The following is a 13792-nucleotide window of genomic DNA, read 5'->3' as shown; positions in this document are numbered from 1 at the left end:
GCGTTTTCCCCTTTTTCCGTCCCCGGCACAAGAGTCCGAGCAGGCCAAAGAAAGAACTACGAAGCGATCACCCAAACACGCTTTTATGCTTTTCAAGAAGCAGTGATGAAACCAAAAGCAGTCCAATCGGAAAGCCTGAAACACGACGAGGTTTACGTGAGCGTCAACCCGAAATGCTCGGCAAGTCCGCTAGCCCCCGAAGACGTAAGGCGAACGGCCCGACAGTCCGGCATACGCTCGATCCAGCCCAGCTCGAACAGCCGATTCGTCAGCGATGCCCCCAGCGTTCCCGCCAGATGATGGCGCCGCTCGCTCCAGTCCAGGCAAGGACGGGCAAAGCGCCGCCGACTCTTGGGGTTGGGCGCCACATCGACGCCCAGCTGGCATAGCTTTTGTTGACCAGCCTTCGTCAGCACATAGTCGTGCTCCGCTTCCTCGATCAGCTGCATGGCCAGCAATTGATCCGTCAGCGCCACCCCGATTTCTCCGGCCAAATGATCGTAGCAGGTACGGGCGTAGCGCATGGCCCGCAGCTGATCGGACTCGCGCAACGAACGGACCGGTTTGGGGCTTGCGATGGCGAGCAACGCTTCCAGGGCGTGGGCCACCTCTGCGTTGGCCAGCCGGTAGTAGCGGTGGCGTCCGTAAGACTCGTTGACCAGCAGCCCCCCGTCGACCAGCTTGGACAGATGGGAGCTTGCAGTCTGGGGCGTGATGCGGGCGGCCCGGGCCAGTTCGCTTGCAGGCAGGGCCTTGCCGCCCATGAGACTCAACAGCATGGCGACGCGGGAAGGCTCCCCGATCAGAACGGCAATTTCTCCGACGTTTGGCGCAGTAGTCATATGGGATCATACCTCCTTTTGAGATATAGCGTATCACATCCACACTTCGGTCGTCAGCGAATTGTGGCTTCTCCCATCCGCAAAAAAACTCCCGACTGGCGCTTTCTCTGCGCTGCGGGAGTTTTCGTTCTTACACCTTGAACCGCTGTACCAGTGTCTGCAGCTCCTCCGCCATCTGCGAGAGGGAAGCGGCGGAAGAAGCGATCTCTTCCATGGAGGCGAGCTGTTCTTCCGCAGCGGCGGAGACATTTTGCGTGCCGAATGCGGTCGCTTCCGCCGTTTGCGTAATGACATCGATGGAGCGGACGACCTCGGAAGCGCCTGCGCTCATCAACGTGGTGGCTTTCGTCACTTCCGCGATCTGCTCGACGACGACCTGGATGCCGTTCCATATTTCCTGGAAAGACTGTCCGGCGCTGTTGACGACTTCGATCCCTGCAGCGACTTCCGTAGTGGTCGACTGCATGGACTGGACGGCTTCGCTCGTATCGTTCTGGATGGCCGCGATCAGGCCGGTGATCTGTTTGGTCGATTGGGCGGACTGTTCGGCCAGCTTCCGGACTTCGTCTGCCACGACCGCAAATCCTCGCCCGTGCTCCCCTGCGCGCGCGGCTTCAATCGCGGCATTCAGGGCCAAAAGATTAGTCTGTTCGGCGATCGATGTAATCACTTCGACGATCTTGCTGATCTCCGCCGAGCGTTGACCGAGCAGCTGGATGGAGGTGGAGAGCCCGCTGACGGTACTGCTGATCGAGTTCATCTGCGAGATGGCGGTGCCGATCGCCTGCTTGCAGCCGTTCACGACCTCCGAGGCTCCCTTTACCGTCTCCGATACTTGTTCGCTGCTGACGGCGATTTGCTGCAGACGGGTCGACATATCTGTGATCGTGCGGGAGGCATCCTCGACAGTTTTTGTCTGTGCGTCGCTGCCTGCCGCGACCTCCTGCATGGTAACCGCAATTTGCTCGGTCGCCTTGCTGGTCTGTTCGGCGCTCGCCGTCAACTCTTCCGATGTGGAAGCGACGTGCTCGGCGCTCATGCCTACGCGTTGAATGAGCCCGCGCAGGCTTTCCGTCATGACATTGAAATCGCTCGCGAGCTGACCGACCTCATCGCGGCTTTTCACAGCTACCTGTCCTACTGTCAGGTCTCCATCGGCTACACGGCGCACGGCAGCTGCCATCGCGGCGATCGGTTTGGAGATGCGGCTGGCAAAAATCCAGGAGATGGCGGCTCCGAGACAGAGGAACACGCCCAAACAGATGAGGACGCTGTACATGACGGTTTTGGCTGGTTTGTTGAAATCCTCCATATACGTCCCTGCGCAGACGATCCAGCCCCAATCCGGATCTTGCTCGGAATAGGTGATTTTCGGTGCCAGGACGTTGGGGTCGTGGGCAGATGCCCATTGGTATTCGGTATATCCGCCGCCGGAGGTTGCTTTCCCGATGATTTCTTGGGTAAATAATCTGCCATCCGGTCCTTTGGCATCCCACGATTCCTTCCCTTCCATTTTAGGCGAGGCCAGCATAGTCCCCTTGTCGCTCAGGATGAAAATGTAACCGTTTTCACCGACGTCGATATTTTGATTGATCGTCCGGGTACCGTCTGCCTGCTTCGGCCCCAGGATGTGGGACTTGACTTGCTCCTGGGCCTCTTCCAGGGTGATTTTCCCCGCGTCAACATACGTCTGCAAGGAATCGATGAGTTCGATGGTAAAGTTGACGTTGTTTTTGAGCGAGCGAGCTCCCAGTTCATTCAAGCTGTTATTCGCCGAAAGATAACCTTGAATGCCGATGATCAGGCTGGGAATCGCCAACAGAATCAGACACATCAGAACGAGCTTGGTTTTCAAAGACCGGGACTGGACGGTCTTGGCTGGTTGAACGGATTTCATGAAGCGGACACCTACCTTGTTGCGTTGTGTGAGTATACCGTTTATATCGACATGACAGAAGATAAAATTTAGTCTGAAAATAAAAAGACGCATCCGAACAATGCGATCGGGCTGACAGGACCACCGCTCAAAGGCTGGGCGATTGCACCCGACTGCCGGTTTCGGGCCGGGCGAAAGAAGCGATGTTTGGTTGAACATGGTATGATGAAGGAAAGACTGTTTGGGATGGAGGCTAGTCCGATGAAATTTATCGACAATCAGGGAATCACGGATCCCCGGATCAATCTCGCCATAGAAGAATACGCGCTGGGGCATTTGCCCGCCAGCGATGACTATCTGCTCTTTTACATCAATGAACCGTCCATCATCATCGGCAAGAATCAAAATACGATCGAGGAAATCAACGCAGACTACGTGGCGGAGCACGGCATTCACGTCGTCCGGAGGCTGTCTGGGGGAGGGGCCGTCTACCACGATCTGGGCAACCTCAATTTCAGCTTCATCACCAACGATGACGGACAGTCCTTTCACAACTTCCGCAAATTTACGGAGCCGGTCGTGCAAGCCTTGAAGAAGTTGGGCGTGGAAGCCGAGCTGACCGGCCGCAACGACATACAGGTGGGAGAGCGGAAAATTTCCGGCAACGCCCAGTACTCGACCAGGGGCCGGATGTTCAGCCACGGGACCCTGCTGTTCGACTCCGAGATGGAAAACGTCGTGAACGCCCTGAAAGTCAATGCGGAGAAAATCCAATCCAAAGGGATCAAGTCGATCCGCAGCAGGGTCGCCAACATCGTGGAATTTTTGGACAAGGAAATGACCATCGAGGAGTTCCGGCTGGCCATTCTGCACTCCATATTCGGGGGCGGGGAGATCGAGGAGTACAAGCTCACCGAGGAAGACTGGACGAACATTCACGAGCTGTCGAAGGCTCGCTACCAAAGCTGGGACTGGAACTACGGAAAGTCTCCGAAAAGCAACTTCCGGGCATCCAAGCGATTCGATGTCGGGACGGTCGAAGTCCAGCTGGACATTGCCAAAGGACGGATCCAGGAAGCCAAGATCTACGGCGATTTCTTCGGGGTGCGGGACGTGGCCGAGCTCGAAGCGTTGCTGCGCGATGTGCCTTACGACCGCCAAGCCGTCGGACAGGTGCTGGGAGAGGTCAATCTGCAGGAGTTTTTCGGCAATCTGGATCGCGAGGCATTTTTGTCGCTGCTATTCGGATGAGCAAGTGAACGAAAGGGAAGAGTGGTCATGGCAACCTTGCTGGAAGTAAAAGGGGTAACGGGCGGGTACTCCGCCAACCATGCGGTCATCAAGGATGTCTCGTTTCACATCCGGGAGAGGGAGATCGTCGCGCTGATCGGGCTGAACGGAGCCGGCAAGAGCACGACCATCAAGCATATCCTTGGCCTGCTTGAGCCGAGGGAAGGCGAGATCAGCATCGCCGGGAAGACGTTTCATACCGATCCTGACAGCTATCGCCACGCTTACGGCTACATTCCGGAGTCTCCCATCTATTACGAGGAGCTGACGCTCTGGGAGCATCTGGAGCTGGCTGCGATGAGTCATGGCCTGGAAAAGCGGGTGTTCGAAGAGCGAGCCTTTCCGCTGCTGCAGGAGTTTCGCATGGAAGAGGCCAAGGATCGGTTCCCGCAACAATTTTCCAAAGGGATGAGGCAAAAGCTCATGATCATGATGGCATTGCTGGTTCGTCCACAGCTGTATATCGTGGACGAGCCCATCCTCGGACTCGATCCGCTGGGCATCCGCACCTTGCTGACGTGGCTGGAGCGCTGCAAGGAGCAGGGGGCCGGCATCCTGATGTCCACCCATATTTTGGCGACGGCTGAAAAGTACTGCGACCGGTTCATCATTTTGCACAAAGGAAGGATCAAGGCACAGGGCACGCTGGATGAGCTGCGGCGCAGCACGGGGATGCCCGACCGCTCGCTGGACGATATCTATTTGCAGCTGGTGGAAGAAGAATGAAGATGAATCTCGATTTGGATGCGATTTTTCGCGCGCGGCTGAAGCATTTTTCCACGGAGCTCGTACGCTACGGGCAGTACATGGCAAATGGGGGCGTCCTCATGGTGGCCGTCTTCCTTTGCGGACTGCTCGCCTATTACTACCCGGGACTTGTGCAGGCGGTTCCCGCGTGGTTTCCCGTTCCGTACGCGCTCGCGGCGGTGTTCGCCTTCTTCGTCACCCGCAGCCCGCACCGGACTTTTTTGCAGGAGGCGGATTTGCTCTTTTTGACCCCTGCGGAAACGAAGATGGCCCGCTATTTTCGAAAGACGCAAGTCTACAATTTCGCCGTGCAAAGCGTGGGAGTCTTTCTCGTCCTGCTGCTGTTTTTGCCGCTATATCAGGGCACAGTCGGCGTCAGCGGCGCTCAGAAGTGGTGGTATTGGCTGGTTCCGCTGCTGCTCAAAGGGTGGAACGTATACAGCAGCTGGATCGCGCTGAGGCTGCCCGACAGAAAGCAGCAGAGAATGTACGCGCTGGCCCGCTTTTGCCTGACGTACTTCGCGCTCGCCTGGATGCTCAGCGAAGGGAGCTTCCTCACCTACGGGCACATTCCGTACGGCGTGCTGGCGTGGGCATTGCTCCTCGTTTGGTTCCATGTCCGGCTGATGCGTATGTGGAAGAGACACGCCTACCAGTGGTACCGCCTGCTGGAGATGGAAAGCGGACTGCGGCTCAGGTTTTACCAGATCGCCAACCAGTTTCGCGATGTCCCCTCCTTGCAGCAGCGCGTAAAGCCGAGAAAATGGCTCGTCTGGGTCGCCAGGCTGATCCCGTACAAGCCGGCCAATGCGGGACGGCTCCTGCTGTTCACCTCGTTTCTTCGCGGAGGGGACTTGGCCGGGATGTACCTCCGCCTGGTCATTCTCAGTTCGCTGCTGGTCCTGATGCTCCCCGGGACTTGGGCCAAAGCGGCCGTCCTCGTGCTGTTCCTCCTTTTGTCCGCGAGCCAGCTCAAAGGGATCGGGAACCAGGCTCGCCACCGCAACCGGTACCCGCTTTTGCCGATCAATGAACAGCAGCAAAAGCTGGCTGCCAGATGGGTGCGCCGGGTGCTTTTGACGTCGCAGGCTGCCTTGAATATCCTGCTGTGGCTCGCTATCGCCTGGAGCTGACAAAGCTGGCTGTCCGATCGGAAACTGATTGGCAAACGGCCGTGCAAAAAAAAGGGAGATGAGGCAGTGAAAAAAGAGTTGAGCGTACTGGCGATCTCGGGAAGCTTGCGCAAGCATTCGTCCAACACTGCGCTGATGAACGCCATGATCGGCTTGGCGCCATCGCGGATGGATTGGAAGATCTATCAAGGATTGGGCGATCTCCCGCATTTCAATCCGGACGACGACCACGGAGACGGACCTGTCGAGGTCAGAGAGCTGCGGGCGCACATACAGGCAGCCGATGCAGTGCTGATCTGCACCCCCGAGTATGCCAACGGCGTGCCGGGCGTCTTGAAAAACGCATTGGATTGGCTGGTGTCCACAACCGTCTTCCTGCAAAAGCCGACGGCCGTGATCAGCGCCTCGCCTACCCCAATGGGCGGCGACAAGGCCCACGCTTCCCTGTTGTTGACCTTGGGCATGATCAATGCGGCAGTGGTGGAAGGCGGGACGCTGATCATCCCGCACATCACGATGAAGATGGACAAAAACGGCGCCATCACGGATGAGCAGCTTCGGGCAGATTTGTCCTCGGTGCTGCAGGCGCTGGAGCGGGCTTGCAGATGAGTACGGCAGCCTGATGATACGGGCAAAAAACCAGGACATCGCTATCTTGCGGTGTCCTGGTTTTTTTCTTAATGGAGCGGGAGTGGCTTCAAGGACCTGCCTCGCGCAGCGCCTGCTCTACGAATTTGCTGTCCAGCACTTGCGACGTGTCCAGCTTCTTTTTGATCGCGCCGACGGAGTAGAGAAAGTCCGCCTGCTCCTGGTGCGCCTCGGCGAATTCCGGCGTGACGGGAGAGAGGATGGGATTCGAGTTTTGCAGGACTCTGCTGATGATCTCGCGCTCGAGCTTCCTCGTCTTCACGAGCTCGTCGGTCACTTCGTCCAGATGGGCTACGTAGTAGCGGCGTGTCTCTTCGTACGTTTTCAGGAACAGGACGGTCAGCTCGGGGTGCTCTGACGTAAAGCCGGTGCGCGCGACCAAAAATCCGGGGGCGAAAATATTCAGGTCTTCTCCGGTTACCAAGGCTTTTGCCTGCGTCTGGACGAGCGCGGTCGTGACGTACGGCTCCCAGGCGGACCACGCATCGACGGCACCCGTATCGAGGGCGGGTCTCGCCTCGTCCGGCTGGAGGTGAATAATTTGCACTTCATCGGCTTTGAGGCCTGCCCGATCCAGCACCATGTACAGGAAGTTGTAAGCGCTGCTGCCTTTTGCGACCGCGATCTTCTTGCCTTTGAGCTCCCGGATGTCCGTGATCGGACTGTCTTTCGGGATGACGATGGCATTGTTTCGCTTTCCGTCGCTCGTCACGGCGATTGCTTTGAAATCGACGCCGCCGGTTTGCGCCGAAATGACCGGGGTACCGCCTGTTGCGCCAAAATCGAGGCGTCCGGAGGCAATCGCTTCAAAGTGGGGAGGGCCGCTGGCGAATTCGTGCCACTTTACTTCAGCACCCGCCTGGGCAAAGGCTTTCTCAAAAATCCCTTTGTCCCTGGCGTAGGCCAGTATGCCGGTACTGCCCTGGATGCCGATGTTGACCACGACTTTTTCTTTCGCCCCAGCCTGGGCTGCCGTCTGGCCCTGCTGTGAACCACCGGTGGCGGTCTGCCCATTGGCGCACGCTGTCAGCAGGAGAAGCAGCGATGCAAGGAGGAGGCGGCTCCAGTAAAACGCAGCTTGATTGGTTTGAGACATAGCAGCTTCTTCCTTTCTTTTTCACGGCGGACGGTACCATGCAGCCTTCCGTCATTGAAATTGGTGGGAAATGGCATTCGCCTGCGAAAACTGGTTGGGCGGGACGGGCAGACCGTAATGATCGCGCAGGGTGCGTCCACTGTACTCGGTGCGAAACAGGCCCCTCTTTTGCAGCTCGGGGACAACCTGATCGAGAAAGTCGTCGAGCCCGCCGCTCGTCAATTGCGGCATAATGTTGAAGCCGTCCGCCGCTCCCTGTGTAAACCATGCTTCCAACTCGTCCGCGACTTGCCGAGCCGTACCGGCGATGGTCCGATGACCGCGCCCCCCGGCAAGCCGCAGCAGCAGCTGGCGGATCGTCAAATCCTCCCGTTGAGCCAGGTCACGAATCAGCTGGGTGCGGCTTTGGTGACCAGCGATTTGCTCGGTCGCAGGCAGCTCGGGCAACGGGCCATCCAGCGGGTAGGAGGACAAGTCAAAGCCGATTCGGTTGGAGAGCTGGAGCAGGCTGTAGGCAGGATGGGTCAGCTCGTGCAGCTCGGCTTCCTTTTCCTTGGCTTCGGCTTCGCTTTCGCCGATGATCGGGCAAATCCCGGGCAGGATTTTTACATGCTCAGGCGACCGTCCGTACTGGACGACCCGCGACTTGACATCCGCGTAAAACGCCTGTGCGTCGGCCAGTGTCTGCTGGGCGGTGAAGATGGCTTCCGCATAGCGGGCGGCAAACTCCTTTCCGTCTTCGGACGAGCCGGCCTGGACGAGCAGCGGGCGACCCTGGGGAGAACGGGGCAGATTGAGCGGACCGCGCACCGCGAAATGCTTGCCTTTGTGGTTGATCTCGTGCACCTTGCTGTTGTCGGCGTAAATGCCGGAGGATTTGTCCTGAAGCAGGGCATCCGCCTCCCAGCTGTCCCACAGCTTAAGCGCCACATCGACGAATTCATGGGCTCTTTCGTAGCGGGCGTGGTGTTCAAAAATCCGTTCGTGATTGAAGTTCTGCGCCTCGCCGTCAGTGCCGGAAGTGATGATGTTCCAGCCGGCCCGGCCGTTGCTGAGATGGTCGAGGGAGGAAAAGCGGCGGGCGATGTTAAACGGTTCGTTGAAGCTCGTGGAGACGGTGGCGATCAGGCCGATCCGTCTGGTGGCGACGGCCAGGGCGGACAGGAGGGTGAGCGGCTCCAGTCCGCTGACGGCTCCGTATTTCACGGCTTTCCGCGAAGTCGCGTACCGGTCCGCCAAAAACAGCGAGTCCAGCTTTGCCTGCTCCGCTTTTTGAGCCAGCCGTTGCAGGTGGGAAAACTCCAGGATGTCCGCTACCTTGGAGGATGGATGGCGCCAGGCGGCTTCGTGGTGTCCCATGCTGGACAGGAAAAGATTCAGATGCAGCGTACGCGTGGGAGTGCTCATGTCTCATCACCTCTTAAGAGAATGGCCGCACGTGGACGAAAAAAGGCCTCTTTCCGTCAGCGATGGTAGCGGTCGCTTTGGGAAGGAGGCCTCCGGTAGTCCGGTCGGCATAGGGGTAAATCCGAGTGATCAAGTATGAAATGGATCATAGCAACAAATGAGAAGGGCGTCAACCCGAATATGAAAAACGTTTCTACGACGTTCCCTTGACAGGGATCAAGGCGAGATGATACCATAGCGCTCAATACCGACAAAACAAATAGGGATTAAAATCGGTTCTGCCAACCAGACAACTGGAGGCACGGTCTTGTGGAAGTCCACTCGACTGTGCCTCTTTTTTGCAACCACATGAGGAGGAGTGGATGAGAGTTGGGTCAGAGAAAGCTCAAGGAAAGACAGCGAGCGAAAGGAGTGCGGATATGAAAGCGCTGCTGGAGATCAGTCAGCTCGACAAATCGTTCGAGACGCCCAAGGGAGTGACCCAAGCGCTCAGGGACATCCGGCTCTCGGTAAAGGAAGGCGAGTTCATCACTGTCATCGGGCCAAGCGGCTGCGGGAAAAGCACGCTGCTGAAGATCATTGCCGGTCTGGATACCGAGCATTCCGGGAGCGTCCGGCTCGCGAATCAGCCCGTGCTCGGACCGAGCATCGATAAAGGCTTCATTTTCCAGGAGCCGCGGCTTTTTCCCTGGCTGACGGTAGAAAAAAACATCGCTGCCAATCTGCCGTTGAAAGATCCAGGCGTTCGCCAGCGTGTGGAGGAGCTGATCCAGCTCGTGCGCCTGGAAGGCTTTGCAAAAGCCTATCCCCGCGAGCTGTCGGGCGGAATGGCCCAGCGTGTAGCGATCGCACGGGCGCTCCTGCGCAGTCCGCAGGTGCTGCTCCTCGATGAACCGTTTGGTGCGCTGGACGCGTTTACGCGCTCGCACATGCAGGATGTGCTGCTGGACATCTGGCAGAAAAACAGGACGACGATGATATTGGTGACCCACGATATCGACGAAGCCATCTACCTGGCCAACCGGGTCGTCATCATGAATGCGCGCCCGGGCTCCATCAAGCGAATCGTGCCGATCGACCTGCCTGCCCCGCGCAAAAAGGCGAACCGTTCCTTTCAGGAGCTGCGTCATCTTGTCTTGCGGGAATTTGAGAAGGTAGAAGAGTTGGAATTGGTCGACCGATCGGGGATTTGAATGGAGGTGGCGAAGACATGAGGAATCAAGCGGAAGGAATTTCTGCAGCGGCCCCGGCTTCAGCCGGACTGAACCGAAAAAAGACGAGGGGGCTGGAGAAAGCAGGCACAAGCACGAAGGCCTCTGTCTGGCTCAAGGGATTGATCCTCCCGGCTGTCGTCCTGATCGCATGGCAATTGGCGGGAGAGCTGGGGATCGTGTCCGAGACGATGCTGCCGACGCCCGCACGGATCTGGCTCGCAGCGTATGATCTGCTGGCGAGCGGGGAGCTGCTTTCGCATTTGCATATCAGCGTCGTACGGGCGGCGACAGGCTTTTTTCTCGGAGGTGCAGTCGGTCTCGCAGCCGGGCTGGCCGTCGGCTTTTCCAGCCGGGTGGAGCAAACGCTCGATCCGTCCGTTCAAATGCTACGAACAATCCCGCATCTGGCGGTGACGCCGCTGTTCATTTTGTGGTTTGGCTTCGGCGAGTTTTCCAAGGTGCTGCTGATCGCCAAAGGGGCATTTTTCCCGCTGTATGTGAATACATTCCTGGGGATACGGGGTGTCGATGCCAAGCTGTTTGACGTAGCCAGAGTGCTTCAGTTCAGCCGCTGGAAGCAAATCACTCACCTGATTCTCCCTGCGGCGCTCCCCAACATTCTTCTGGGAGTGCGGCTGTCCTTGGGAGCAGCGTGGCTGGGACTGGTCGTGGCAGAGCTGATGGGGTCGAGCGAAGGGGTCGGCTACTTGATCATGGACGCCCGGCAATTCTCCCAGACCGCCGTCGTGTTTGTCGGGATCGTTATTTTTGCCCTGGTTGGAAAGGCGACGGACTCGCTGGTCCGCTCCCTTGAAAAAAGATGGCTGAAATGGCGCGACAGCTACAACGGATGAAGCTCCTGCGCGCAGGAGCGAGACAGCTTCGATCCGCAAGACAGGAGCACATCTGAACACAGTAGAAAAGGAGAGAAGAAGCATGGCAAACATCGTAATACTATCAGGAAGTCCCTACAAAGGTTCCAGATTGGATGGCGTACTGGGATACGCAGATCAGCTGCTGCGGGAGGCAGGACAGCAGGCTGAATGGATCCATGTCCGCGATCTGCCGGCAGAAGATCTGCTGCATGTTCGCTTCGACAGTCCCGCCATCGCGGCCGCCAACGAGCTGATCGCAAAGGCAGATGCCGTCGTGGTGGCGATCCCGATTTACAAGGCTGCGTACTCCGGCGTACTGAAATCGTATCTGGACCTCCTGCCGCAAAAAGGATTGGAGAACAAGCTCGTCTTGCCGGTAGCGATCGGCGGGACGATCGCACATCTGCTGGCGATCGATTACGCCCTGAAGCCGGTATTGTCCGCACTGGGAGCGAGACACGTACTGGCCGGAGCATTCGTGCTCGATTCGCTCGTGGTTCGAAAGGAAGACGGGACGACCCAGGTAGCGGAACAAGCGGCTGAGCGTCTCCGCGACTCAGTCGGACAGCTCGTGAGTGAGCTCACCTGGTTCGCGGAGCGTCAAAAGGTCGGCAAAGGAAGCTGACAGAGTTTTACTCCTCCGCCGCGACCGCCTGCCGCATCAAGAATGGCATCGAGACGGCAACCCCCAGCATTGCCGCCAGCAGAAGACCCGCGAGTACGAGGTAGCCGGCAGCAGGACCGATCGAATCCGTCATGGTCGTGAACAGCGCGAGCAGCAGCAGCCTCATCAGCGTGCCGACGGACTTGAAAAAGCTCATCACTCTGCCGATCAGGCGGTTGGGCAGCATTTCCATGTACATCGTCTGGCGGATCAGTCTGGTGGAGACGTTGCACCAGCCCATGATCGCCGAGAGCAGGATGAACATCCAGCCTGAGGGGAGGGCTACGGTCAGAATGAAGGCAAACGCCATCCAAGCGTAATGAGCCAGCATCGTCCCGTAAGCGCCCCACTTTCGTTGAATCCAGAGGATCAGCATGCCGGCGGCCACCGCTCCTGCCGAGTACGTCACTTCTCCCAGGGAGTAGATCTTTACGTCTTCGCGGAGCGTCTGGCTCACAAAGACCGGGTTGAGCAGATTGGCCAGCATGACGGCGATGAACGGCATCAGGGCGGCGGTTCCAAAGGTGAGAAAGCCTCGCCTCTCTTTGATGTACACCCAGCTTTGCCGAAATTGTTCCACCCAGGAGACAGGGTGGGACTTTTTGGTTTGCTGCCGAATCGCAGACACATATTCGATCCCTGTCATCAGCCAAAAGGCGACTAGGTACGTCAACGCGTTCAGCAGCAGAACGATATGCAGCCCGTAGCTCTCCAGAAGCAGACCGGCCAACGCACCGGCGAGGACCAGGGCGGTTTGGTTTTCGATTTCCAAAAGAGAATTGATTGCGTGGTACTGCTTCGGCGCAAACGTCTCCTGGACGAAAGCCGCCTGGGTCGGCTCATGAAGCTGAAAAAGAAGCAGCGACGCCAAAAAGATGAGAACCATCATCCAAGGCTGGTAATCGCCCCAAAACCCCCACGCCGCCAAGCAGGCAAGAACCACAAAGCCGCCCAGCTGTTCGAGCTGCAGGATCGCCTTGCGCGAGAAGCGGTCGATCAGCGTACCGGAATACGGGGCGACGAGCAGTGTCAAAATCGACGAGATCAGCATCGTCGTGCCAAGCAGGCCGGCCGAGCCAGTCGATTCTACCAAATACCACGAAATGCCGATCATCGTCATGCCCTGGCCGCATCCCGAAAACAAATTGGCCAGGAACAGCTTGCGAAACTGGCGATTCCTCAAAACTTCCCTCACGTGCAACACCCTTTTCGTCATATTCGGGCCGAGGACACTCTCGCTGCCTGTTTCCTGAATCGTGGCCCTATAACAAACAATAAGGAGCCTGACTGTGCGTGAAGGTCGCTGCCTTCCGCCATATCAGGCTCCCGGTATCATCGTGAGCTCGTATCTTCTTTTTTGTGTAAGGAAAGCATACCATGTTTTCCCCCGCGGCTGCAATAGTCGGAGTTGGCTTTTTGACGTACGCGGCCTTTTGATGCCGTCGCATATCCGTTTAGCCGATCGGGAACATAGCTGGCAGGATTCCGGGCAGGGATGTGTAATCTCTGTAGAGGAACGACAGACGAGAGAGGGGAAAACGCACATGACAAGCGAAAAGCGCCTGACCTTTTTGAACCCGGACACGATGCCCCGGTCCTTTGGCTATTCACACGTCGTAGAGGCGAGGGGCGGAAAAACGGTGTATATTTCCGGACAGGTGCCATTGAACCGCGACGGACAGCTCGTCGGAGAGGGAGACCTTGCAGCGCAGACGCGTCAGGTTTTCGAAAATATCAAGGCGGCACTGGAAGCCGTGGGGGCCGATTTCGACGACGTCGTCAAGCTGACTTTTTTCGTCACTGACATCACGCAGATGCAAACGGTCCGGGACGTCCGCGACGCGTACGTAAACACCGTGACTCCGCCCGCCAGCTCTGCGGTCGAAGTGAGGAAGCTGATCAGGGAAGAGTTTTTCATCGAGATCGAAGCGATCGCCGTGACGAATGAATAGCAGGTGTGGACCTTTTCCCGAAAAAAAGACAAGCTGGCTGTCGGCATG

General features: G+C 57.7%; 13 protein-coding genes. 8 read left to right on the top strand and 5 right to left on the bottom strand.

Translation table 11 applies throughout. The annotated features are described in order from the left end of the window. Window positions 1–152: 152 nt before the first annotated feature. Window positions 153–842 (bottom strand): ArsR/SmtB family transcription factor, encoded by a 690-nt coding sequence (locus RGB73_RS24585; RefSeq protein ID WP_310765443.1) that lies wholly within the window; start codon window positions 840–842, stop codon window positions 153–155. Between the two features lie 130 nt (window positions 843–972). Beyond that, window positions 973–2739, bottom strand: a complete 1767-nt coding sequence (locus RGB73_RS24580; protein WP_310765441.1) for a methyl-accepting chemotaxis protein — start codon at window positions 2737–2739, stop codon at window positions 973–975. Window positions 2740–2979: 240 nt separating this feature from the next. Between RGB73_RS24580 and RGB73_RS24575 the strand changes: the two genes are divergently transcribed. The 4 genes from RGB73_RS24575 to RGB73_RS24560 all read left to right on the top strand — a co-directional run bounded on the left by RGB73_RS24575 (window position 2980) and on the right by RGB73_RS24560 (window position 6497). Next, complete coding sequence (locus tag RGB73_RS24575) at window positions 2980–3969, top strand: lipoate--protein ligase (protein WP_310765439.1); 990 nt, start codon at window positions 2980–2982, stop codon at window positions 3967–3969. A gap of 27 nt (window positions 3970–3996) precedes the next feature. Next, the gene (locus RGB73_RS24570; RefSeq protein ID WP_310765436.1) at window positions 3997–4734 is read left to right on the top strand and encodes an ABC transporter ATP-binding protein; all 738 of its coding nucleotides are present in this window, start codon (window positions 3997–3999) and stop codon (window positions 4732–4734) included. Then, window positions 4731–5888, top strand: a complete 1158-nt coding sequence (locus RGB73_RS24565; protein WP_310765434.1) for an ABC transporter permease — start codon at window positions 4731–4733, stop codon at window positions 5886–5888. Before RGB73_RS24570 ends, RGB73_RS24565 begins: the two co-directional genes overlap by 4 nt. A gap of 66 nt (window positions 5889–5954) precedes the next feature. Further along, complete coding sequence (locus tag RGB73_RS24560) at window positions 5955–6497, top strand: NADPH-dependent FMN reductase (protein ID WP_310765432.1); 543 nt, start codon at window positions 5955–5957, stop codon at window positions 6495–6497. An 88-nt stretch (window positions 6498–6585) separates the two neighbouring features. Here RGB73_RS24560 and RGB73_RS24555 read toward each other — a convergent pair whose 3' ends face one another. Both RGB73_RS24555 and RGB73_RS24550 read right to left on the bottom strand, forming a co-directional pair. After that, complete coding sequence (locus RGB73_RS24555; RefSeq protein ID WP_310765430.1) at window positions 6586–7632, bottom strand: aliphatic sulfonate ABC transporter substrate-binding protein; 1047 nt, start codon at window positions 7630–7632, stop codon at window positions 6586–6588. Between the two features lie 51 nt (window positions 7633–7683). After that, a complete protein-coding gene (locus RGB73_RS24550) occupies window positions 7684–9039 on the bottom strand; it encodes an LLM class flavin-dependent oxidoreductase (RefSeq protein WP_310765428.1) in 1356 nt (451 codons plus the stop codon). Between the two features lie 419 nt (window positions 9040–9458). Between RGB73_RS24550 and RGB73_RS24545 the strand changes: the two genes are divergently transcribed. The 3 genes from RGB73_RS24545 to ssuE all read left to right on the top strand — a co-directional run bounded on the left by RGB73_RS24545 (window position 9459) and on the right by ssuE (window position 11753). After that, window positions 9459–10232 carry an ABC transporter ATP-binding protein gene (locus RGB73_RS24545; protein ID WP_310774527.1) on the top strand — a complete coding sequence of 258 codons (774 nt, stop codon included), beginning with the start codon at window positions 9459–9461 and terminating at the stop codon, window positions 10230–10232. Between the two features lie 17 nt (window positions 10233–10249). Next, a complete protein-coding gene (locus RGB73_RS24540) occupies window positions 10250–11107 on the top strand; it encodes an ABC transporter permease (RefSeq protein ID WP_310765426.1) in 858 nt (285 codons plus the stop codon). 82 nt (window positions 11108–11189) lie between these two features. After that, the gene (ssuE, locus tag RGB73_RS24535; protein ID WP_310765424.1) at window positions 11190–11753 is read left to right on the top strand and encodes an NADPH-dependent FMN reductase; all 564 of its coding nucleotides are present in this window, start codon (window positions 11190–11192) and stop codon (window positions 11751–11753) included. A 7-nt stretch (window positions 11754–11760) separates the two neighbouring features. Here ssuE and RGB73_RS24530 read toward each other — a convergent pair whose 3' ends face one another. Then, entirely contained in the window at window positions 11761–12987 is a 1227-nt protein-coding gene (locus RGB73_RS24530) for an MFS transporter (RefSeq protein WP_310765422.1), read from the bottom strand. 349 nt (window positions 12988–13336) lie between these two features. Here RGB73_RS24530 and RGB73_RS24525 point away from each other — a divergent pair, with 349 nt between their 5' ends. Beyond that, window positions 13337–13744: a RidA family protein gene (locus RGB73_RS24525; protein ID WP_310765419.1), complete on the top strand. Its 408-nt coding sequence runs from the start codon at window positions 13337–13339 to the stop codon at window positions 13742–13744. Window positions 13745–13792: the final 48 nt, after the last annotated feature.

The sequence above is a fragment of the Brevibacillus brevis genome (assembly GCF_031583145.1).
Lineage (GTDB): Bacteria > Bacillota > Bacilli > Brevibacillales > Brevibacillaceae > Brevibacillus > Brevibacillus brevis_E.
This window is presented reverse-complemented; position numbering and strand designations above follow the sequence as displayed.

Excerpts from the sequence above, each read along its gene's own strand:
- RGB73_RS24585 (WP_310765443.1), bottom strand. The coding sequence starts at position 842 with ATGACTACTGCGCCAAACGTCGGAGAAATTGCCGTTCTGATCGGGGAG.
- RGB73_RS24580 (WP_310765441.1), bottom strand. The coding sequence starts at position 2,739 with ATGAAATCCGTTCAACCAGCCAAGACCGTCCAGTCCCGGTCTTTGAAA.
- RGB73_RS24575 (WP_310765439.1), top strand. The coding sequence starts at position 2,980 with ATGAAATTTATCGACAATCAGGGAATCACGGATCCCCGGATCAATCTC.
- RGB73_RS24570 (WP_310765436.1), top strand. The coding sequence starts at position 3,997 with ATGGCAACCTTGCTGGAAGTAAAAGGGGTAACGGGCGGGTACTCCGCC.
- RGB73_RS24565 (WP_310765434.1), top strand. The coding sequence starts at position 4,731 with ATGAAGATGAATCTCGATTTGGATGCGATTTTTCGCGCGCGGCTGAAG.
- RGB73_RS24555 (WP_310765430.1), bottom strand. The coding sequence starts at position 7,632 with ATGTCTCAAACCAATCAAGCTGCGTTTTACTGGAGCCGCCTCCTCCTT.
- RGB73_RS24550 (WP_310765428.1), bottom strand. The coding sequence starts at position 9,039 with ATGAGCACTCCCACGCGTACGCTGCATCTGAATCTTTTCCTGTCCAGC.
- RGB73_RS24545 (WP_310774527.1), top strand. The coding sequence starts at position 9,459 with ATGAAAGCGCTGCTGGAGATCAGTCAGCTCGACAAATCGTTCGAGACG.
- RGB73_RS24540 (WP_310765426.1), top strand. The coding sequence starts at position 10,250 with ATGAGGAATCAAGCGGAAGGAATTTCTGCAGCGGCCCCGGCTTCAGCC.
- ssuE (WP_310765424.1), top strand. The coding sequence starts at position 11,190 with ATGGCAAACATCGTAATACTATCAGGAAGTCCCTACAAAGGTTCCAGA.
- RGB73_RS24525 (WP_310765419.1), top strand. The coding sequence starts at position 13,337 with ATGACAAGCGAAAAGCGCCTGACCTTTTTGAACCCGGACACGATGCCC.